Origin of the sequence: Heliophilum fasciatum, from assembly GCF_004341395.1 — a bacterium.
GTDB classification, from domain to species: Bacteria; Bacillota; Desulfitobacteriia; order Heliobacteriales; family Heliobacteriaceae; genus Heliophilum; species Heliophilum fasciatum.
This window is the reverse complement of record NZ_SLXT01000019.1, coordinates 21,206-43,169: the sequence shown is the minus strand read 5'-3', so window position 1 is coordinate 43,169 and position 21,964 is coordinate 21,206. Positions and strand designations below refer to the sequence as shown.

Below are 21,964 nucleotides of genomic sequence, written 5' to 3'. Positions count from 1 at the left end.
CTCGCTGGCTCTCGATGATCGGGGCCGGCGGGCTTTTTTTGGTATAGCAAGGAGGCGGTAGGGATGAGTCAACGAGTTCCTGTAGCAGCGACGGGATGTAACACCTATGAGCCGGCCCATGTGGGAGCAGCGCTTGCGCGACTCTTTGTGCGTTTGGGTGCAATCGAAAGGTGGATCCGGCCGGGCATGCGTGTGGCGCTGAAACCGAATCTGGTGATGGCGAAGGCGCCGGAAAAAGCGGTGACCACCCATCCGCAGGTTGTGGAAGCCGTAGCTAAAGCAGTGCTGGCTGTTGGCGCGGTGCCGGTGATCATCGACAGTCCCGGTGGTCCCGCCGGGCGCGGCGGTGCCGGGTTGCGTGCTGTCTATGAGCAAACAGGCATGGCCGACGTGGGCCGCCGTTTGGGTGTGGAAGTGAGCGATGATGTAACGACGGTGGAGGTACCGCTCGATGAGGGCTCACCGCTGCGCCGGGTGACGCTCTTAAAAGCATTGGTGGAAGCTGACGCGATCATCAATTTACCCAAGATCAAAACCCATGCGCAAATGGGCTATACCGGCGCTGTAAAGAACTTGTATGGGGCAATTCCGGGCATGATCAAAGCGGAATATCATTTTCGTGTGCAAGATCCGGGCGCCTTTGCCCGGCTGATCATCGCGCTGAATGAAAGGTTACGCCCTGTGTTGACGATCATGGATGGGATCATGGGTATGGAAGGGGACGGACCGACGGCGGGGGCACCGAAGCAACTGGGGTGTCTCCTGGCCTCGACATCAACCTATGCCCTGGATCGGGTAGCCCTGGGTCTGATCGGCTTGACGGGCATTGCTACCGATATGGTGGCGGAAGCAGAAGGGCGCATCGGGATGCCGGAGATGGTCACTGACGGTGAGCGCATCCGTACGGTGCCTTTTGTGCCGGCCCGCAATGGTGAGCTTAACTTTGCTGCCCAATGGCTGCCAAGCGCTATGGCCAACTGGGTATCACGGCAAGTGCGGCCCCTGCCGGTGTTTGACCCGAAAAAATGTGTGAGCTGCGGTGTTTGTGTGATCAGTTGTCCGGCCACGGCGCTGATCTTGAAAGAAGTGCCGGGAGCGGTGCCCAAGCTGGATAAGGGGAACTGTATCGGCTGTCTTTGCTGCCAGGAGCTATGTCCGGAAGGGGCCGTTGCCGTGCGCCGGTCCGGTATGGGCAGCTTGCTTTTCGCTCGCTAAAGCAGGGACGGAAGGTTTTGAGGATTTTATCGATTCGAATGTAAAGGATGTGCTGTCATGGGTGCACCGTGGTCAACGGTGATTTTCGATCAAGATGGAACGCTGCTTGATTCGTTGCCGCTTTGCCGGAATACCTACGAGCAGGTTTTTCGTCAGTTTGATCTTCCCTGGAATGACGGTGAGGTCATGGGCATGATGGGCGTGCCTTTAAAGCAAATCAGCCAGCAGTTTGCCGGCGATCGCTGGGAAGATTTTATGCAGGCGTACAGCCGGATCTACCAGCGTGACCATGATGCTTGGACCCGCGCTTTTGACGGGGCGCTGCCGCTGGTCAAAGCGCTCCATCGACAAGGGCGTAAGCTGGGTATCGTGACGGGCAAGCGGCATCATGCGGCGATCCATTCACTGATGTATACCGGGATCTGGCCTTTCATGAGTTTTCTTGTCGGTGCCGATGATTTGCCGCGGGCCAAGCCCTTTGCCGATCCGCTGCTGAAGGCGGCCGAACTGGCCGGGACGGCCGTGGAAAACTGTGTTTATGTAGGTGACGGTCCCTTTGATATGCAGGCGGCGGCTGCCGCGAACATGGCGTCCATCGGTGTGACCTGGGGAATGGCTGCTGCGGCGGAACTCGAGGCGAACGGTGCCGGGCAAGTGGTCGATTCCTGGGCGGCCTTGGCTCGGGCACTTGGTTTGGTGGAATTCCCTTGATTCTGGCATGAAGTTACGGCAAAGGACGGCCACCCCTGAGGGGGCCGTCCTTTTTGCGTCGTTTATCCAAGCGGTTTAATGCTCCAGAAGGTGCGCTCAATCTTACCTTCCGTCGCCAGTTGATCGAGCGCGCGCTGGAGTTCTTCCATCTGGCCGCTGCTGATCAAGCTGCCGCCGTACATTTGGACGATCAGGTTGTCGACGGTCGTTTCGGATTGTTCCCGGATGATGCGGTAAAGTTGATCTTTGAGATTCATCAGTACTCCTTCTTTCGTGGGTGATGGGCTGTGGGTGATTGGCAGTTGCCGTGGTGGAAAGGTAGCATCATGATACCAGTTGACCCGGGCAATCTCAAGAAGGGTGGGGATAAGAAGGGTTGGGATTGCCAGCGAATTCGTTTATAATTGGGGGAGTAATTTTTGCAACGTTGAGGCTGATGAAACTGCAAATCCTATTTATTCGGCATGGACAAACCGATGAAAATATCATTCCGCTTTACCGGCGCTATACGATTGATGAGTTTAATGCCATGATCAAGGCGTCACCGACGGAGATGTCGATCAATCAAACCGGGGAAAAGCAGATCCGCATGTTGGCGGAACAGCTGCGTCCGCTCGGTGTACGGCAGATCATCACCAGTCCCTTCCGGCGAACGCGGGAATCGTCGGCCATACTGGCCGAAGTTTGGGGTGCTGAAACGATCGTTCATGACGATCTGGGCGAACTGGTACTGGCGCGAGCCCCCTGGAGTGGCGGTCGGCGCCGGCGCTTTTACGGTTTGCTTTGCGCCATGACGATCTGGCGTCACGCCTGGCCCTGGACAAAAGAGGAGGAAACGGTCTACCAAGCGTGGCGCCGAAGCAAACGGGTCTGGCATGATCTGATCGCGCACGGCCGCCGTCATGATCCGCTACCGATCGTCGTCGTATCGCACCTGGGTTTTTTGCGTATCCTGTTGCTCTGGCTGCAGTGGACACCGGGGTGCCGCATCGTCAAGCGCGACTTGCGCAATGGCGGCCTTTCCATTGTCCATGTGGATCGGGCGGTTTACCGCGATGAGTGATGAGTAATCATTTCGGTCATTGCACCAAGCGTACGCGAAGTATATACTTACTTGAATAGGCGTACCACGATCATTATGTAGCGTAAATGGAGAATGTCTCATGAAGCAAAAAGAATTTGTTGTGATCGGGCTGGGCCGGTTCGGTTCCAGTGTAGCGCTGAACTTGGCGGCCATGGGTCATGAGGTCTTGGGGATCGATAAAGATCCGGAACTGGTGCAGGCCGTGGCCGATAAGATTACTCACGCAGTGATTGCCGATTGTCGTGATGAAAAACAGATGAACGCCCTCGGGGTGCGCAATTTCGAAACAGCTGTCGTAGGGATCGGCGATGATATTCAGGCAAATATTCTGATCTCGTTGATGTTAAAGGATATGGGTATTCCTTTTGTGGCCGCCAAAGCGCAAACGGCGCTCCATGGCCGGGTCTTGGAGAAGATTGGTGTCGATCAGATCGTCTATCCGGAAAAAGACATGGGCGCGCGCTTGGCCCAAAGCTTGTCGTCGAATGTACTTGACTTTATTGAACTGGTTCCGGGCTACAGCATTGTGGAAATCGTTGCTCCATCCAAATTCCGCCGTAAGTCGTTGAAGACGCTTGATTTGCGCGCCCGCTATAAGGCGACAGTGCTGACGATCAAACGCGGTGCGGAAATCATTCCGGCGCCGGGTGGCGATGAGATCATTCAAGAAGGCGATGTGCTGGTGATCCTCGCTGAAAATGATGATTTGTCGAAGCTGCAGGAGTAAAAGCGGCAATGGGAACGTTGAAAAAAAACTTGATTACGCCATCCCGTACGCTCGCCTTCAGTTTCATAGTACTTATTTTCATCGGCTCGTTATTGCTGACGCTTCCGCAAACTACCGTTGACGGCAAGGGGCTGCGCTTGCTTGACGCCATGTTTACCGCTACATCCGCCGTTTGTATTACCGGATTGGTGGTTGTGGATACGGGAACGACCTTTACCGGTCTGGGCCAACTGATTATTTTGACGTTGATTCAGATCGGCGGTTTAGGGGTCATGACCTTTACCACCTTTATCGCTATTTTGCTGGGTAAGAAAGTATCGTACCGAGAACGCATGTATCTGCAGGAAGCGCTTAATTCCGATTCGCTGCAGGGAATTGTGAAGCTGGCCCGGGCCGTGTTGATCGTGACGATCCTGATTGAAACGGTCGGGACCTTAATTTTATCGGTCCGTTTTGTACCGGAAATGGGTTGGGAAAAAGGGCTCTATTACAGTGTCTTTCATTCGATCTCGGCCTTCAACAATGCTGGTTTTGACTTGTTCGGCAATTTTTCCAGCTTAACTGGCCATGTTGATGATGGGATGATCAACTTGACCATGGCCGGGCTGATTTTTTTAGGCGGCTTAGGTTTTGCCGTGTTGATGGAGATCTATACACTGGCCCGGGAGCGAAAAAGTTGGCGCAGCCTTTCGCTGCACGCCAAATGTGTGTTGCTGATGAGCGGCGCACTGATCGTGGGCGGGACGGGATTGATCTTCCTCTTTGAAAACGGTAACGCACTGGCGTCGTTCGATTGGGGAAACAAGTGGCTGGCGGCTTTTTTTCAGTCGGTGGCTCCGCGTTCGGCCGGCCTTAACTCCCTCAATCTTTCTGAACTGTATCCGGCGACCCTACTGGTCATTATTGTGCTGATGTACATCGGTGCTTCACCGGGTTCGACGGGCGGTGGAATCAAGACGACGGTCTTTGCTACTCTGATTTTGTCTGTGGTCAGCACCTTTAAGCGCAGTGAAGAGATCAATTTTATGGGGCGCTGTTTGCCACGCAGCTTGATCAAGAAATCGATTGCGCTGGTCTTTGTTTCGTCCATATTGATTCTTATCGTTACGATTATCTTACTTTTCTCCGAAAAGACAGACTTGCTTACGGCGTTATTTGAGGCGACGTCGGCTTTTTCTACGGTGGGCCTGTCGCTGGGGCTGACCCCGGCGCTTTCCGATGTGGGCAAAATTACGGTTATGCTGGCCATGTTCGCTGGCCGGGTGGGACCGTTGACACTTGTTTTTGCACTGACGCAAGATCAATTGAACGGTTCCGGAGGAATTCGTTACCCTGAAGGCAAGATTATGATTGGCTAGTAACAGTTCACCGCCGTGGAGTTAATTCTTTCCGGGGATGGGGATAAGCGGCCCACACTTGGGGCAAACCGTAAGGGGAGGGGATGATGATGACGACGCATCCTTGGCACTTAGGGTTGCTCGTAACCGTTGCGGCTGTGTTCCTATGGTCGGCGATCAAACCGGCCAGTTATACCTTATGGATGATGGAGATGGTGCCACTGCTCTTGGGTGTGGCGCTACTGGCGTTGACCTACCGGCGATTGACCCTGACAACGCTTTGTTATGGCTGGATTGCGGCTTGTTTGATCTGGGGGGCTGTGGGTGGCCATTATGGGTATTCCCATGTTCCTTGGTTTGACTGGCTGAAGGATCATTTTCATTTGCAGCGCAATCATTTTGATCGGGTTGGCCATTTTATCCAAGGTATTGCGACGGCGCTGGTGGCGCGGGAGCTTTTGCTGCGCTTGACGCCGATGAAACCGGGATGGCTGTTGACAGGGTACGTGCTGGCCGCCGGCTTGGCGCTCAGTTCGATCTATGAGTTTTTTGAGTGGGCTGTGGTAGGCATGGGCTTGCCCCTCTCAGCTGATTTTGCCGGGATGCAAGGCGATCCTTGGGATGCTCAGTGGGATATGTTTTTGGCTTTTGCCGGGTCGGTGTTGGCGCTAACGCTGTTCACGGGCTACCAAGATCAGGCCTTGCGCCAAAAGCTTTGGCAACGGTAAAAAGAGATAGCAAAAAGCACCGCTGTGCCATAGGGGCAAAGCGGTGCTTTTTTTGTTGCCTTGTTGTCGCTGCGATGGAAGGCGGCTTAATGGCCTTCCGAGCGGCGCATTTTTTGCGTCGGTGTCAATGTTTCGCCGTAATGATTAGTCATGGCGGCGTACAGTTCGTTGCCACCGCTGATGTTATAGACATCGAAACCGTGGGGGGCAAGAATGCGGCAGGCAATGTAGCCGCGAATGCCAATGCGGCAAAAGGCGAAGATTTTTTTGTCCCGCGGGATTTCATCGATGCGCTCACGCAGTTCGTCGACGGGAATCAACAGCGCGCCTTCGGGATGGCTGTATTGATGCTCCTGCCTTGTGCGGACGTCGAGGAGCACATAGGTGGAAGGATCCATGGCAGGAAGCTCATCCCAGTGCACGACGTTGACATCGCCGCGGAGGATGTTGGTGCCCACAAAGCCGGCCATGTTGACCGGATCTTTGGCGGAAGAATAGGGCGGCGCATAAGCCAGCTCCAATTCGGCCAGATCGTAGACGGTCATGCCGTGACGGATGGCGGTGGCCAGGACGTCGATGCGTTTGTCGACGCCGTCTTCGCCAACGATCTGAGCACCGAGCAGTTTGCCTTCATCGGGTGTAAAGAGGATTTTGACGACCATTTCGTTGCCGCCGGGGTAGTAGCCGGCGTGCGAAGGTGACTGGGTATAGGATTTACGATAAGCGATGCCGGCACGCTTGAGCTGTTTTTCGTTGTTGCCGGTGGCTGCGGCGGTGAGGTTGCAGACTTTGAGAATCGCCGAACCTTGGGAGCCGGTGTATTGGATGTTGCGGCCGCAGATGTTGTCGGCGGCGATGCGGCCTTGTTTGTTGGCTGGGCCGGCTAAGGGAATCAAACTGTAGGCGCCGTTGACCCGATCTTTGACTTCGATGGCGTCGCCGACGGCGTAGATTGAAGGGTCCGAAGTTCGCAGGTACGGGTCCACTTTGATGCCGCCGCGCTCACCGATGTCCAGGCCGGCTTCCCGGGCCAATTTGTTTTCAGGGCGGACACCGACGGCAAGAATGACCAGATCGGCCGTGAGCGTTTGGCCGCTTTTGAGTGTCAAGGTGACGGGGCCGCGATGGCTCTTGTCGCCGGAGCCGGTAGCGGGGGCCGCGGTGGGAGCGAAGGCCGTCACGGCATCATTGGTGATGACGGGGATGCCGTGATCATGGAGGGTTTTTTCCAGCATGCGGGCCATTTCAAAGTCAAAGGGAGCCAAGATGTTCGGGCCGGCTTCGATCACGGTCACGTCTTGGCCAAGTTCACGCAGGTTTTCCGCCATTTCGATGCCGACGTAGCCGCCGCCGATGACGACGCTTTTTTGGGGTTGAACTTGCTGGATGTGCCGGTGGATTTTATCGATATCGTTCATGTTGCGCACGGTATAGATGGAAGGATGATCGATGCCGGGAATGGGCGGCACAAGCGGCTCGGCGCCGGGCGACAGGATCAAGTAGTCGTAGCTTTCACGGTACCGTTCGCCCTTGGCGATGACTTCCACTTCTTTGCGGCCGCGGTCAATGGCGACGACTTCGTGCTCCGGACGTACATCGATGTGAAAGCGGGCTTCCATCGATTCTTCCGTCTGGACGAGCAAATAGTCGCGCTCGGAGATGACGTTGCCGATGTAGTAGGGCAAGCCGCAGTTGGCGAAGGAAATATACTGGCCACGTTCAAAAAGGATGATTTCGGCATGTTCATCAAGCCGGCGCAGGCGGGCGGCTGCACTGGCACCACCGGCAACGCCGCCGATAATCAGGACTTTTTTAGCCATAGAAAAAACATACTCCTTTCGTGGGGGCCAATGGCGTGAACCATGGTCATGGGGAAAGCACGTTATCCCAGGATTTGCTATGCCATTATTATACCCCCTGCCCCTATGCAATACAATACACCCAATCTTCGCCGTTGGCAAGGGGTGGAAAGTGAACTGCGGACTGCGGTCAAAGAAGAATTTGACGCCCGATGGCCCAAACTGGTATGGTAGAGAAAGCTAATTCTTGAAGGAGTGAATGACTATGGAAGCGATGCCTTGGGAATCGCCGGTCGCCCCTCGCGTGGCGGCCGATGTGGAAATTGCGCTGCCGCGTGTGCAGGCGGCGATTGAGTTATTGGATGAGGGAAACACCATCCCGTTTATCGCCCGTTACCGCAAAGAACGGACAATGGAAATGGACGAAGTGCAACTGCGGGCTTTGGCAGAACGGTTGGCCTATGTGCGTAATTTGGACGGCCGTAAGGCTGATGTCTATCGCTTGGTTCAGGAAATGGGCAAGCTGGACGATGGTTGGGTCGGGGCGTTAAAAAAAGCAAGCTCGCTGGCGGAAGTAGAGGATTTGTACCGCCCTTTCCGGCCGAAGCGCAAAACCAGGGCCAGTGTGGCGCGGGAAAAAGGCTTGGGACCGCTGGCGGAAGTACTCCTGGCACAAGTTTGTCGTACTTATGAACCGGCGACGGCGTTGTTGGCGCAGAACCCTGAACTGCTTACGCAAGCGCCCGACGTGTTGGCTGCCGCTTATGTGTCGGAAGAGCGCGATGTGGCCGATGCAGCAGCTGCGCTTGCAGGGGCTTTGGATATCATTGCCGAAGAGATCGCCGATCATGCAGAGATGCGGCGATTAATGCGGGAAAAATCGCGGCAAAAGGGCGAACTGGTCGTGCAGGCCGTCGATAAAGCGGTGCGCGGCCCTTATGAGATGTACTACGATTACCGGGAACGGGTGGCGCGGATCCCGGCCCACCGAACCTTGGCGATCAATCGCGGCGAGCGGGAGAAGGTGCTGTCAGTTAAGCTGGAAGTGCCCGTGCCGGAACTGCAGCAAGAACTGCGCACGCGCTGGTTGACCCGTCCTGGTGCACCGGCGGCCTCCGTGGAAGCGGTGGGCCGGGCCATCGATGATGCCTACAAGCGGCTCATCGCGCCGGCCATTGAGCGCGAACTGCGGGCAGCCATGACCGAGCAAGGGGAGGAGCAGGCGATCAAGGTCTTTGCCGCCAATTTGCGGCCGCTGCTCCTGCAGCAACCGGTGCGGGGCCGTGTGGTGATGGGCTTTGACCCGGGTTACCGGACCGGTTGTAAGCTAGCCGTCGTCGATGAAACGGGCAAGCTGGCCGAAGTGGCGACGATCTACCCTCATCAACCACAAAACAAACGGTCCGAAGCGCAAGCCAAACTGGTGAAGTTGATCGAACGGCATCATGTGGCCATAGTGGCCATCGGCAACGGTACGGCCAGCCGGGAAAGCGAAGTGCTCGTTGCGGAAACGATCCGCGACTTGGCGCGGCCGGTGCAGTACACGATGGTGTCGGAAGCGGGCGCGTCGGTCTACTCGGCGTCGCCACTGGCGGCAGAGGAGTTTCCGGAGTTGGATGTGTCACTGCGCAGTGCCATTTCCATTGCCCGGCGGCTGCAAGATCCCTTAGCGGAACTGGTCAAGATTGAGCCCAAGTCGATCGGTGTGGGCCAGTATCAGCATGATGTGGAGCCCAAGCGGCTCGATCAAGCGTTGACCGGCGTCGTCGAGGACTGTGTTAACGCCGTCGGTGTCGATCTCAACACGGCGTCGCCGTCGCTGCTCTCCTATGTAGCGGGAGTCAAGCCGGCCATTGCCAAGAACATTGTGGCCTACCGGGAAGCACAAGGGCGCTTTCGCAAGCGCAACCAACTTTTGAAAGTGCCTCGTCTCGGTCCGGCGGCCTATACGCAGTGTGCCGGCTTTGTGCGCATTCCCGGCGGCGATGATCCGCTGGAAAATACGCCGATCCACCCGGAAGCGTATCAAGCGGCGCAAAAACTGCTGCAGCGCCTCGGTGTGCCGGCCGCCGTGCTCAGCGGCTCGCAAGCCAGTCCGGAAATGGTCAAGCTGCGCCAGGCGCTGGCGGCGCTGGATATTCCCGTTGTTGCCGCGGAACTGGGTATCGGGGTGCCCACGTTGACTGATATCGTAGCCGCCCTGTCACGGCCGGGCCGCGATCCCCGGGAGGATCTGCCGAAGCCGTCGTTTCGCACGGACGTGCTGGAAATGAAAGATCTGCAAGTGGGGATGACGCTTACCGGCACGGTGTCCAATGTAGTGGACTTTGGCGCTTTTGTGGACATCGGCGTCAAACAAGACGGACTTGTTCATGTGTCGCAGTTGGCCGAGCGCTTTGTTCGTCATCCGCTGGAAGTGGTATCGGTGGGCCAGCCCGTGACGGTGCGGGTCATCGGTGTGGAACTGGAACGCGGACGGATTTCGTTGAGCATGCGTCCGGCGGAGTAGGAAATAGCATAATGACGTCGAAGTAGAAAGTAGCAAATCGACAGGCGCGATGCCGGTGGCGACGAAGAACGGGTCAAGGGGGACAAGCGTATGCAGTTGAGAAAATGGCTCTCGATCATGCTGGCTGTAGTTGGCATGGCGGGCATGCTGACCGGCTGCGGAGCGGAGAGCGCGTCGCAAAGTACCTCGCAAGGCGGCAAAACCAAGGAGAAAGTGCTGAATATCTACGGGTGGACGGACTATTTTGCACCGTCGGTGCTCGATGATTTTGAAAAAAAATACGGTGTCAAGATTGTTTACGATGCCTACTCCAATAACCAAGAACTGTTGGTCAAGATGCAAGCTGGTCCGACCAAGTATGATTTGATCCAGCCAACGGATTATATGGTGAGCAAGATGAGCAAACTGGGCATGCTGGCCGAACTGGACAAAGCCAATATTCCCAATCTGTCGAATTTGCAAAGCAACTTTCGGGCGCCTTTTTTTGACCCGGAAAACCAATATTCTGTCGTCTACACCACCGGGATTACCGGGATCGCTTACAATAAAAAATTCGTGAAAACGAAGCCGGAAAGCTGGCAGGATCTGTGGAATCCGCAGTATAAGGAACGGGTCATCCTCGTAATAGATGAGCGGGATGTGCTGGGCATGGCCTTGAAAAAGAATGGGTTCTCGAACAGCACCAAAGATGAGCAACAACTGAGCATCGCTTATGCGGATCTGAAAACATTGATGCCGGGCGTCATGTCATTGGATTCGGATATGATCCGGCAGAAGTTTATTGCCAATGATGCTTGGATTGGTACGGTCTGGTCCGGCGATGCATTGTATATTCAAAAGAGTAACCCTGATGTAGAATTTGTGATCCCGAAGGAAGGTGCCGCGATCTGGGCGGATACCATGGCGATTCCCAAGGGGGCCAAGAACAAACAACTGGCCGAGCAGTTTATCAATTATCTGCTGGAACCGGAAGTGAGTGCGCGCAATTATGAAGCCATTGGCTATGGCGACCCGAATGAAAAAGCAATGGCCCTGCACAGTGAGGCCTACCGTAGCAACCCGATCCTGAACATGAGTAAGGAACAGCTGGAGCGGACGGAATGGTTTACGGATATGGATGAAGCACAACCCTTGTATAATCGGTACTGGGAGATGTTAAAGTCCTGGCGGGATTAAAGGAAGAGACGATAGATAACGATATTGAGATCATCTTAGCAAGGCACAGCCTTGCTGCTTTTTTTCCGGTAATGACTAGGGGAAGGAGGGGATGGGTTGCGCAAGTGGATGTCACTGGGTATTGTGGCGTTGTTGTGGCTGGGGCTGCTTACGGATTGTGGCGCAGGAGCGGTCAAAAACGGCCAAGCGTCGGGAGACAAAGTACTCCATATCTATAGCTGGCCGGGTTATTTTAACCCGGAAGTGCTGGCCGACTTTGAGAAGAAGTATGGCATCAAAGTGAAATATGATGTTTTCTCCAGCAATGAGGAAATGCTTAAGAAAATCCAAACGGGAAGTGCGGACTATGATTTGATCGTACCGACCGATTATATGGTGGACAAGCTGGTTCAATTAGGGCTTCTTGCCGAATTCAACAAAGGTAATATTCCGAATGCGCGGAACTTGCGGGATAACTTTCAGACGTTATTTTTTGATTCCAAGGAAACATACTCCATCGTGTATACATGGGGTGTAACCGGGATTGCTTACAACCGGGAGTATGTCAAGACAAAGCCGGAAAGTTGGCAGGAACTATGGAACCCGGCATACAAAGGGCGTGTGGCGCTCTTAAATGATCCCCGGGAAATCTTGGGCATGGGCTTGATCAAGAATGGGTTCTCGAACAGCACTAATGATGAGGTGCAGATTAAGGTTGCCTTTACGGATCTGCAAAAGCTGCTACCCAATGTGATGGCCTTTGATTCGGAGACGATTAAAGAGAAGTTTATATCGAATGAGTATTGGATTGGTACGGTTTGGGCCGGCGATGCCGCCTTTATTCATAAGCATAACCCAAATGTGGAGTTTAGCGTGCCCCAAGAGGGAACGATGCTGTGGATTGATTCGTTGGCCATTCCCAAGGGGGCTAAGCATAAACAGCAGGCGGAACAATTCATCAACTATCTGCTGGAACCGGAAGTAAGTGTGAAAAACTATGAATGGATCGAGTATAGCAATCCCAATAAAAAAGCGCTGGAGCTGCACAGCAGGGAATACCTTACCAATCTGATGATCCATGTGAACCCACATCTCAAGCGCGCAGAGCAGTTTACTGATGTGGGGGATATGCAACCCGTCTATGATCGGTACTGGACGATGTTGCGGTGGCTATTCCGGATAGCGAACTAACAAGCTTGCGTGGACTGCAGGATAAGATAGGTCATGCGTTGAAATAAATAATTTTCCATTGGTATAGCCTGTTGCGGCCTGAAACATACTAAGGGTGCAAGGCGGTAATGTTCCGAGATACCATCGACAAGAATAGTTATGCAGTTACTCTTCCCAGGGAGGCGTGCTGAGATAGCTGGTTTGTTGCTGGATGCTGGGTCGTTTACCGCCTTGCTTTTTTTGTGGCTCCATGCCGGTCACAGGGTTGTTGCATCGCGCCAACGGTGCGGTATAATACGGATAGTAACGCCCAGGAAAAGATCGGGACAGTAGAAAAAACAGGGCGGCAGAAAAGATAGGAACGGTAAAATGAGTGAGAAGAACGGGAAACTCAACGAATTAGCAGCGACCGCGATTTGTGGCAATGATATTACGTCATCGTGCTTGTATGTATCGGCCCTGGCGATTGCCTATGCCGGGAAATGGGCCTGGGTTTCCTTGCTGATGGTTTCGCTGGTGCTGTTCATGTACCGCAAAATTTATGCGGAAGTGGTCGGGGCGCTGCCGTTGAACGGTGGTGCCTATAATGCGTTGCTCAACACCACGAGCAAATTCATCGCTTCGCTGGCGGCATGCTTTACCTTGCTGTCCTATATGGCGACGGCGGTCATCTCGGCCAATGAGGCTATGCACTACTTGCACACGCTATGGGTGGATTTGCCGGTGGTGTTGGCGACGATTGCTCTTTTAGCCTTATTCATGGCCTTGACGATCATCGGTATCGGTGAGTCGGCGAAGGTGGCCACCGGGATTTTTCTTTTGCACTTGACGACGCTGGGCATGCTGATCGTGACGGGGTTCTGGATTTTCCTGCAAAAAGGCACAGCTATCTTGATGGCCAATTATGCACTGCCCATCGAAGGCAGTATCGGCATGGCGCTGTTTTTCGGCTTTTCGGCAGCCATGTTGGGCATCTCTGGCTTTGAAAGTTCGGCTAACTTTGTGGAGGAACAGGAACGGGGCGTCTTTCCCAAGACGTTGCGTAATATGTGGCTGGCGGTGACGGTGATCAACCCGTCGATTGCTTTTCTAGCCTTGGCGCTTTTGCCGATGGGCGAGATCCTGGGGAATAAGGAAGCACTACTTTCCTATCTGGGCGGCATGGCCGGCGGCCCTTGGCTGACGGTGATGGTGGCCGTCGATGCGGCGCTGGTGTTGAGCGGTGCCGTGTTGACGTCGTATGTGGGTGTGACCGGGTTGGTGCACCGGATGGTGCTTGATCGCTGTTTGCCCCAGTATTTGCTGAAAAAAAATCGCTACGGCACGCAGCACCGGATTGTGATCGCTTTTTTTGTGCTTTGTGTTTCGGTGTTGCTCGTGACGGCCGGTGAACTGCCGGCGCTGGCCGGGGTCTATTCGCTTAGCTTTTTGGCGGTGATGGCGCTCTTTGGCATCGGTAATTTGCTCTTGAAGATCCGGCGCGGTGGGTTGAACCGGCCTGTGCAGGCAGCCTGGCCGGTAGCGCTTTTGGCGATTGGTGCGGTGCTGGCGGCGCTGACCGGTACGGTGATCATGAACCCGAAATATGTGCAGATTTTTTTACAGTATTTTTTGCCTACGGTAATCATTGTGTTTACCATGCTCAACCGGATTGCCTTGCTGGAAGCTTGTTTGTTTTTGATCCGGGCGATCAATACGCGGATTTCCGGGTGGACGTCGCAGATGACGGAGATGATCGAGACGAAGGTCGAGCAGATCAACTCGCAGCAAGTCGTGTTTTTTACCCGGGGTGCCGATCCGGCTAACCTAAACTTGGCGCTTCAGTATGTGCGCAATAACGAACATACGAACCGGATCAAGATTGTGACGATCGTCCGTGACGGTGCGGAGGTGCCGCCACGTTTGTATGAGGATGTGGAGTTTTTTGACCGCGTCTATCCGGAGATTGATATTGAAGTCGTCGTGATCGAAGGCAAATTCAGTCCCGAACTGGTGCAAGAACTTTCGCAGTCCTGGGGGATTCCGATGAATTTTATGTTTATGGGTTCGCCCGGTGCGGGGATTCCTTATAATCTGGCTGAACTGGGTGGCGTGCGGTTGATCATCTAAAGGAAGGAGCGGTGCACGGTGCAAGATCCCTTGAGCCATTTTGATGAACAGGGACAGGCGCACATGGTCGACGTGGGGGCCAAGGCCGATACTGAGCGGCGGGCGGTGGCGCGCGGAACGGTCATGATGGCGCCGGCAACGCTGCGGCGCATCCGGGAAGGTACGCTGGCGAAGGGCGATGTGCTGAGTGTGGCCCGCGTGGCAGCCATCATGGCAGCCAAACGTACGCCCGAGTTGATTCCCCTGTGCCATGCGTTGATGCTGCATCGTGTGGCCGTTGACTTTGAGCTCGATGAAGGAGCATCGCAGGTGATGATCACCGCGCAGGTGACGACGACCGGCAAGACCGGCGTGGAAATGGAAGCGTTGACGGCGGTGACGGTGGCCGGTCTGACGATCTATGACATGTGCAAGGCGATGGACCGGTCGATGGTCATTGGGGAAATCCGGTTGCTGGAAAAGCAAGGTGGCCGGAGCGGCCACTTTGTCCGGAAGGAAGCAGTGCGATGAACGAAAAACAGAGGTCCGTGGGCCATCTGGTGGCGGTATGTAGCAGTGAACAGAAAGGTACGCGCAAAATAAACACCGGCCGTGGTATCCTGCGGCCGGATTTTGGTTTGGAAGGCGATGCCCATGGTGGGCCCTGGCATCGGCAAGTCAGTTTGTTGGCGCTGGAAAGCATTGAAAAGATGCGGGCGCAAGGGTTATCAGTTCATCCCGGTGATTTTGCCGAGAACTTAACCACCGTAGGGCTCGATTTGGTTTCCCTACCTGTAGGCACACGGCTGAAGATTGGTGGAACTGCCATCGGTGAGGTGACCCAGATCGGTAAGGAATGTCATTCGCGCTGTGCCATCTATGAGCAAGCCGGCGATTGCGTTATGCCTCGGGAAGGGATCTTTATGCGGGTGATCGCCGGCGGTGCCGTGCAGGTCGGCGATCCCGTGATCGTGCTTCCGCCGGAGTCCAGGGCCAGCGTTGCCCGAACGGGACAGGATCGACCTTGGCGTGTAGGCATTGTGACCGCATCCGATAAGGGTAGCCGCGGCGAACGGGTCGACGGTTCCGGCGCGGTGATTCGCGAGCAACTGACAGCGCTTGGTGCGGAGGTCGTTGGTTACCAGGTAGTTTCTGATGATCGAGCGGAGTTGGCGGCGGCCATGCGCATGATGGCCGATGAACTGCACGTTGATTTGCTTTTGACGACGGGCGGCACCGGTTTTGCGCCTCGTGATGTGACGCCGGAAGCGACCGGTGATGTGATCGACCGGTTGGTACCAGGGCTTGCCGAGGCGATGCGCGCGGAAAGTGCCAAGGTGACTAATCGGGCCATGTTAACCCGGGGGATTGCCGGTATCCGCCGGCGCACGCTGATCGTCAATCTGCCGGGAAGCCCCAAGGCGGTTCGCGAATGTCTGGCCGTGATTCTCCCAGTATTGTCCCATGGGTTGGAGGTGCTGGGCGGTGAAGCCGGTGACTGTGCCCGGCCATAAGGGAAAGGAAGATCTAAGGAAACGGGCGTATCTCTATAATTTGCAAAAAAAGGTTGACAGATATCCCTGCATCTTCTAAGATGTTTTCCATAGGATTTGAACGCATTGACCGGGTGCCAATGTGCAAAAGGGCTGACTGGAAAAAACCAGAGGCTGAGAAAATCGCCTGTACGAAAGGCGGTTTTCTCAGCCTCTTTTTTTCGTCGGCCCGCTAAGGGGGATGGAGCATGCTGAAAGTAACGCAATTGAGTAAAACCTACCACACACCGAGCGGCAAGATCAAAGCGATTTGCGATGTCAGTTTTCAAGTGAAAAAAGGGGACATTTTAGGCATCATCGGCTTTAGTGGAGCTGGGAAATCCACCTTAGTTCGGTGTTTGAATCGACTGGAAGAACCCGATGCCGGTCAGATCGTCATCGACGGACAAACCATCACCGGACTACAAGGAAAGCCCTTGCGTGAGGCACGGAAAAAAATCGGCATGATCTTTCAACAATTCAATCTGTTTGATTCACGGACAGTATGGAACAATATTGCCTTCCCCCTGGAAGTAGCGGGCTGGAGTAGAGAACAGATTAAAGAGCGTGTAGCCACGTTACTTTCTTTGGTGGGCTTAGACGACAAGTCCGACGTTTATCCGGCACAACTCAGCGGTGGGCAAAAACAGCGTGTTGGTATCGCGCGCGCCTTGGCCAATCATCCGGACCTTTTGCTTTGTGATGAGGCGACTTCGGCCCTTGACCCACGTACTACCCAATCGATTCTGGAATTGCTGCAAAAGATTAATCAACAAATGGGTGTCACGATTGTGCTGATCACGCACGAGATGGACGTGGTGCAGAGCATTTGCCATCAGGTGGTAGTCATGGAAGAGGGGCGCATTGTGGAAACGGGAGCCGTGGAAGCCGTTTTCCGGCGGCCCTCCAGCGCAACCCTGCGGTTGTTTGGACAACAGAAAGAGCCGATAAAGGCAAATCAACTGACAAACAGGGCGGATTATCAGGAGGTGAATTCTCTTGCCGGATGATTTACTGCCGCTGATGTTGACGGGTACGATCGAGACTTTGTATATGATCACCTTATCGTCCCTGATGGCCTTCCTGTTGGGGTTTCCGTTGGGGATCATTCTGGTAATTACAGCGCCGAATCATATATGGCCGTTACCTCATCTCCATAATGCGTTGGGTACGGTCATCAACGCAACAAGATCCTTTCCATTTATTATTTTAATCGTTGTTTTGCTGCCCTTGTCGCGGTTGATCGTGGGAACGACATTAGGTGCAACGGCTGCCGTCGTACCCTTGGCCGTGGGATCAGCGCCATTTGTAGCACGTCTTATCGAAAACTCACTCAAAGAAGTGGAGCGGGGGAAAATCGAAGCTGCGATTGCGTTAGGCGCTAGCCCGCTGGAGATTGTCGGCAAAGTTTTGATTCCCGAAGCGTTAGCCTCGCTGATTCGCAGCATGACACTGGCGGTTATCACCATCACCAGCTTTACAGCTACCGCCGGTGCTATCGGCGCCGGTGGGCTAGGGAGCTTAGCCATTCGTTACGGATACATGCGCTATCGGGATGATGTCATGATCGCCACGATTGTGGCGCTGATTCTGCTTGTGCAAGGATTTCAGTGGGGAGGAAATCTGCTTGCCCGCAGTATTGATCGTCGGCGCCACCAGTTTGGGTAATGTGATGCGGCAAACCTTTAATCCAATTCGGATTGATTAGAAAAGGAGAGGTAAAGAGATGAAGAAAATTGTGTCAATGATGTTGGCCGGCATGCTTCTGGTTGCAGGATTAATGACCGGTTGTGCCCAATCCGGTGGAGGTGGCGCCCAATCAACGGTAGCGCCGGCCGCTACGGCAAAAGTACTTAAAGTAGGGGCTGCTGTTGTTCCCCATGCGGAGATCCTGGAGTTCATCAAACCAAAGCTTAGGTCGGAAGGTGTTGATCTTCAGGTTGTGGTAATGGATGATGAAGCTCAACTTAATCCGGCGTTGAACGATAAACAGATCGACGCTAATTACTTCCAACACGTGCCCTATCTTGACTCTGTTTCCAAAGAAAAGGGTTATAATTTCACTGTTGCCACGAAAGTTCACATTGAACCGATCGGCTTTTACTCGCAAAAAATAAAATCAGCCGATGAAATCAAAGTGGGGAGCACCATTGCGATTCCCAATAACCCTTCCAATGAATATCGCGCGCTCGTTTTGTTAGAGAACAAGGGCTTGCTTAAACTTAAAGCGGGGATTAGCAATTATCAAGCGACGCCGCGTGACATTATTGATAACCCAAAACAATTGAAGTTCGTCGAAGTTGAAGCACCGCAACTGACCAGAGTGTTACCGGATGTCAATGGCGCGGTGATCAATACCAATTACATCTTGGATGCGAAAATCGATCCAGCCAGTGCGTTGTTCCGAGAAAATGCGGAATCTCCCTATGCGAATATCGTTGTTGTTCGGCAAGGAGATGAGAATCGGGATGAAATCAAAAAGTTAGACAAGGCGCTGCGCAGCCCGGAAGTCAAGCAATTCATACAAGATACGTATAAGGGAGCTGTTGTTCCTGCCTTTTAACCGAAAGGGCCCGTTTTGATTGGGAGACTGAAAAATCCCTGCTGACAAAGAAAGGTATAATCCCTCCGTAACGTGAGGCGATTATATCTTTTTTTTCATAAAAAATTCAGATGAGTCCTGTATGGTAAGGGAGGTAATTATCCACCGTTCGTTCTTTAGGGATCATGGTGAGGGTAACGCTGGGATTTGTTGAAGGATTTGTTCTTCAGGAAAGCGAATTACTTAAGGAAGGATGCGGTGCCCTTTGCGCGTGTGACGAGGAGGAATGACCATGCAGGTTTTGATAGCGGAAGATGATCGCCGGCTGGGCCAATTGACGGTGCACATGCTCCAGCGGGAAGGCCATAAAGTGGTGTGGGTGCAAGACGGGGCAGCGGCCTATGAACAAGCGTTGGAAGGCAGCTATGATATTTTGATCTTGGACTGGATGATGCCCCGGGAAGACGGGGTCAGTGTGTGCCGCCGCTTGCGCGAAGACGGCTACAGCGGTGCGATTTTAATGCTGACAGCTCGCGATGCCGTAGAGGATCGGGTGGACGGTTTGGATGCCGGTGCCGATGACTACTTGGTCAAGCCTTTTGCGTTCGCCGAACTGTCGGCGCGGATGCGAGCCATGTACCGGCGCGGTACGGTGCCGCTGGTCGACGATACGATGACGATCGGCGGGTTTACGCTGGATCGCAATCGCCGGGTGGTGACTTGCGGCGGCGAAGCGATTACGTTGACGACCCGGGAATTTCAATTGCTCGACTTGCTCATGCAGAACCGTGGTCAAGTGATGACGCGAGAACTGCTGATGGATCGGGTTTGGGGTGTCGGGGCCGATGTAACCGATAACGCGCTGGATGCCTATGTCCGGCTTTTGCGTAAAAAGTTAGAGAGCGTAGAAGGAGAAATGCGGATTCGTACGGTGCGAGGATTAGGATACTGCTTGGAGGCTTAAACGATGTTTACGCAGATCCGCAAGCGTCTGACGCTGCTTTATATGGGATTTATGGCGCTTTTTTTACTGGCTTTCGGCGGGATCAGCTTTGGCTGGCTTTCTTCGATGATCTATCAAGATCAAAAGCGGGAAATCACCACCATGGTTCAGGAGGAAACAGGGCTTTTTCACCGGCTGGAAGCTCGCGGTCGCGTAACGGTGCCGGCCAGTAGCGGTAGTGAGGCCAATGGCGCTGCCCGCGATGTCGGCGGCGATGACCATGATGATGATGAACACGAAGACGATAACAACGACGATGATGAAGACAAAAGCAGCAGTTTGATGTCTGCCGGCGTAGCGATGGCTGACGGCATAGGCAATGCGCTGCAGGCACTCGCCGGGATCAACGGTGACGGCGCTAGCAAAGGGCGTGGCGGCAAGCCGGAGGGGCTGAACGGTGCGCCGTTGCTGCGCGTGCTTAGCGATAACCGCAAGGAGCGGCCCGATCATGAGTGGGAGCGGCGCTTGGCAAGCGGCTTTTCCTATGTGATCGGGCCGGACGGTCAATTGCTGGCTGGACGGGAATCGCTGCCAGAATTGCGATCGATGCTCCTGGCGGAACTGGCGGACTGGCACCCGAAGCAGCTGGAAGAGCGCTGGATTACGCTGGAACGGCCGGAAGTAGGCGATGTGAAGATGCTGGTGCTGGCTCAGCCGCTACGTCATGGTGATCGAACGGGCGTGACGGTGCTGGCCGGTAAAGATGTGGGCTTTTATCAGCATGTGCTGGTGCGGCTGTTGGCGGTGCTGACGGCAACGGGGTTGACATTTCTGGCAGTGGCTGCAGGGGCGGGCTATTTCCTGGCTGGACGCGCGATGGTGCCGATCAAGGAGGCCTTTCAGCGGCAAAAGGCCTTTGTGGCCGATGCTTCCCATGAACTGCGTACGCCCTTAAGTGTGATTCAATCGTCCATTGAAGTGGTGGAAGCGGAAGAAGCGGACCGGCTTTCCCTGTTTTCGCAGCAGGTGCTGGCGGATCTGCGCGATGAAGTGGGGCGGATGACCCGGTTGATCAGCGATTTGCTGACGCTGGCCCGAGCCGACACGGAAGCGGGCGCGATGAAATTTGCTTCGATGGATATGGCGGCCATTGTGGCTCAGGTGGTGCGGCGTTTTCGCCCGGCGGCGGAAAAGGCAGGCATTCAACTGATGCTGTGGGGAAGCCCGGTGCAGGACGAAAGAGAGTATGCGGCAATGAATGACACAACCGATGAAACCGGTGGGCCGGCGCATATACCGATGATGCTCTGGGGGGACAAAGAGCGGCTGACGCAGCTTTTGTATATCCTGCTGGACAATGCGATCAAGTATACGCCGGAAGGTGGCCAGGTGCAGGTGAACCTTGTGGCGCAAAAACAAGGCATCCAGGAGCGCGCCCTATTGACGGTCAAGGATTCGGGTATCGGCATTGCGCCGGAGCAGCAAGCCCATGTATTTGAAAGGTTTTACCGGGTGGATAAAGCGCGATCGCGAGAAAGCGGCGGTACCGGTTTGGGCTTGGCCATCGCCCACTGGATCGTTACGGCCCATCAAGGAACGATTGGCTTGGAAAGCACCTTGAACGAGGGCACTACGTTCCAAGTGTGTTTGCCCATGGGCAAGCACGGCAAGGAAAAACCAACTGGATTCGATGTGTGACGGTAACCTTTGAAGGTAGCGATAGGAACAAACAAAGAGAATGAGGAGTACGATTGAGCATGCGGCGTTGGGGTTTCGACAAACTGATGGCTTTGTTTCTGACTTTTTGCCTGGGAATTGGCAGTTTGGCTTACGCCGGAGGTCCCGCTTGGGCCGATGATGATGACGACGATGATGATTATAAAGAGAAGCAAGTGACGAGCCAGTCCTATGACGGCCAAGGCCAAGTGGTCCAAAATGGAGAGCGAAGCGGTGAACTGGGCAAAGAAGGCCGCCCGCGCAATCCGGTCAAGGGTGCATCCAAAGCGATCGGCTTGTTAAGCGGGGCACTGATGGCGGCGGCAGCGGTCAAATGGCCCCTCCGTCTAGTCGGCTGGAAAGGGTATAAACCGCTCTGGCATAAGTGGATCGGCGGGATTGCCGTTATTGGGGCGGTGGCGCACGGCGTGATGATGTACATGGCCGAAGGAAAACTGGAGCCGGCCTTGATCGCCGGCGGCTTGGCAGGCACGACGATGGTGGTCGGTGCGCTGGCGGCACTGCTGGTGCCGGTAAAGCCGGAGTCGGGGAAAAGCTGGCGAAAACTTCATATCGGTATCTTTGTCTTTGCCGGTGTACTGACGATTGCCCACTTGCTTTTTGAATAGATGCTGTGATTTTCAGCCAGTCAAGGGCTACCGGTACGGCGGCCCGTTTCTTTAATTTCCGGTATTATCGTATCGTGGA

20 protein-coding genes are annotated in these 21,964 nt (G+C 54.5%); 18 read left to right on the top strand and 2 right to left on the bottom strand.

All coding sequences use genetic code 11. The annotated features are described in order from the left end of the window. Positions 1–63: 63 nt before the first annotated feature. Both EDD73_RS10405 and EDD73_RS10400 read left to right on the top strand, forming a co-directional pair. Positions 64–1,215, top strand: a complete 1,152-nt coding sequence (locus tag EDD73_RS10405) for a DUF362 domain-containing protein (protein WP_131919728.1) — start codon at positions 64–66, stop codon at positions 1,213–1,215. A gap of 57 nt (positions 1,216–1,272) precedes the next feature. Continuing rightward, a complete protein-coding gene (locus EDD73_RS10400) occupies positions 1,273–1,926 on the top strand; it encodes an HAD family hydrolase (protein ID WP_131919727.1) in 654 nt (217 codons plus the stop codon). A gap of 62 nt (positions 1,927–1,988) precedes the next feature. On the opposite strand, the gene EDD73_RS10395 is transcribed toward EDD73_RS10400, so the two are convergent. Then, positions 1,989–2,183, bottom strand: coding sequence for a hypothetical protein (locus EDD73_RS10395; protein ID WP_131919726.1), 195 nt, complete (start codon positions 2,181–2,183; stop codon positions 1,989–1,991). Positions 2,184–2,362: 179 nt separating this feature from the next. Here EDD73_RS10395 and EDD73_RS10390 point away from each other — a divergent pair, with 179 nt between their 5' ends. The 4 genes from EDD73_RS10390 to EDD73_RS10375 all read left to right on the top strand — a co-directional run bounded on the left by EDD73_RS10390 (position 2,363) and on the right by EDD73_RS10375 (position 5,802). Further along, the gene (locus EDD73_RS10390) at positions 2,363–2,989 is read left to right on the top strand and encodes a histidine phosphatase family protein (RefSeq protein ID WP_131919725.1); all 627 of its coding nucleotides are present in this window, start codon (positions 2,363–2,365) and stop codon (positions 2,987–2,989) included. Positions 2,990–3,089: 100 nt separating this feature from the next. Beyond that, positions 3,090–3,737, top strand: coding sequence for a potassium channel family protein (locus EDD73_RS10385; protein ID WP_131919724.1), 648 nt, complete (start codon positions 3,090–3,092; stop codon positions 3,735–3,737). An 8-nt stretch (positions 3,738–3,745) separates the two neighbouring features. Further along, complete coding sequence (locus EDD73_RS10380; RefSeq protein WP_131919723.1) at positions 3,746–5,095, top strand: TrkH family potassium uptake protein; 1,350 nt, start codon at positions 3,746–3,748, stop codon at positions 5,093–5,095. An 89-nt stretch (positions 5,096–5,184) separates the two neighbouring features. Then, on the top strand, positions 5,185–5,802 hold the full coding sequence (locus EDD73_RS10375) for a DUF2238 domain-containing protein (protein WP_131919758.1): 618 nt from the start codon (positions 5,185–5,187) through the stop codon (positions 5,800–5,802). Positions 5,803–5,888: 86 nt separating this feature from the next. Here EDD73_RS10375 and EDD73_RS10370 read toward each other — a convergent pair whose 3' ends face one another. Continuing rightward, a complete protein-coding gene (locus EDD73_RS10370) occupies positions 5,889–7,622 on the bottom strand; it encodes an FAD-dependent oxidoreductase (protein ID WP_131919722.1) in 1,734 nt (577 codons plus the stop codon). 253 nt (positions 7,623–7,875) lie between these two features. Between EDD73_RS10370 and EDD73_RS10365 the strand changes: the two genes are divergently transcribed. The 12 genes from EDD73_RS10365 to EDD73_RS10310 all read left to right on the top strand — a co-directional run bounded on the left by EDD73_RS10365 (position 7,876) and on the right by EDD73_RS10310 (position 21,885). Further along, a complete protein-coding gene (locus EDD73_RS10365) occupies positions 7,876–10,110 on the top strand; it encodes a Tex family protein (RefSeq protein ID WP_131919757.1) in 2,235 nt (744 codons plus the stop codon). A gap of 90 nt (positions 10,111–10,200) precedes the next feature. Continuing rightward, positions 10,201–11,286 carry an ABC transporter substrate-binding protein gene (locus EDD73_RS10360; RefSeq protein ID WP_165876455.1) on the top strand — a complete coding sequence of 362 codons (1,086 nt, stop codon included), beginning with the start codon at positions 10,201–10,203 and terminating at the stop codon, positions 11,284–11,286. A 96-nt stretch (positions 11,287–11,382) separates the two neighbouring features. Next, a complete protein-coding gene (locus tag EDD73_RS10355) occupies positions 11,383–12,456 on the top strand; it encodes a polyamine ABC transporter substrate-binding protein (RefSeq protein WP_279222104.1) in 1,074 nt (357 codons plus the stop codon). 348 nt (positions 12,457–12,804) lie between these two features. Continuing rightward, positions 12,805–14,544, top strand: a complete 1,740-nt coding sequence (locus EDD73_RS10350) for an APC family permease (protein ID WP_131919721.1) — start codon at positions 12,805–12,807, stop codon at positions 14,542–14,544. 63 nt (positions 14,545–14,607) lie between these two features. Then, positions 14,608–15,054 carry a cyclic pyranopterin monophosphate synthase MoaC gene (gene moaC, locus EDD73_RS10345; protein ID WP_207668869.1) on the top strand — a complete coding sequence of 149 codons (447 nt, stop codon included), beginning with the start codon at positions 14,608–14,610 and terminating at the stop codon, positions 15,052–15,054. Further along, positions 15,051–16,037 carry an MOSC domain-containing protein gene (locus tag EDD73_RS10340; RefSeq protein WP_207668866.1) on the top strand — a complete coding sequence of 329 codons (987 nt, stop codon included), beginning with the start codon at positions 15,051–15,053 and terminating at the stop codon, positions 16,035–16,037. The genes moaC and EDD73_RS10340 overlap by 4 nt, the downstream gene beginning before the upstream one ends. Positions 16,038–16,264: 227 nt before the next feature. After that, positions 16,265–17,065 carry a methionine ABC transporter ATP-binding protein gene (locus tag EDD73_RS10335; RefSeq protein WP_131919719.1) on the top strand — a complete coding sequence of 267 codons (801 nt, stop codon included), beginning with the start codon at positions 16,265–16,267 and terminating at the stop codon, positions 17,063–17,065. Further along, positions 17,055–17,723, top strand: coding sequence for a methionine ABC transporter permease (locus EDD73_RS10330; protein ID WP_131919718.1), 669 nt, complete (start codon positions 17,055–17,057; stop codon positions 17,721–17,723). Before EDD73_RS10335 ends, EDD73_RS10330 begins: the two co-directional genes overlap by 11 nt. Positions 17,724–17,781: 58 nt before the next feature. Further along, on the top strand, positions 17,782–18,618 hold the full coding sequence (locus EDD73_RS10325; protein ID WP_131919717.1) for a MetQ/NlpA family ABC transporter substrate-binding protein: 837 nt from the start codon (positions 17,782–17,784) through the stop codon (positions 18,616–18,618). Positions 18,619–18,889: 271 nt separating this feature from the next. Continuing rightward, positions 18,890–19,561, top strand: a complete 672-nt coding sequence (locus EDD73_RS10320) for a response regulator transcription factor (protein WP_131919716.1) — start codon at positions 18,890–18,892, stop codon at positions 19,559–19,561. Between the two features lie 3 nt (positions 19,562–19,564). Next, positions 19,565–21,238, top strand: coding sequence for a sensor histidine kinase (locus EDD73_RS10315; RefSeq protein WP_131919715.1), 1,674 nt, complete (start codon positions 19,565–19,567; stop codon positions 21,236–21,238). Between the two features lie 59 nt (positions 21,239–21,297). Beyond that, positions 21,298–21,885 carry a ferric reductase-like transmembrane domain-containing protein gene (locus tag EDD73_RS10310; RefSeq protein ID WP_131919714.1) on the top strand — a complete coding sequence of 196 codons (588 nt, stop codon included), beginning with the start codon at positions 21,298–21,300 and terminating at the stop codon, positions 21,883–21,885. Positions 21,886–21,964 lie beyond the last annotated feature (79 nt).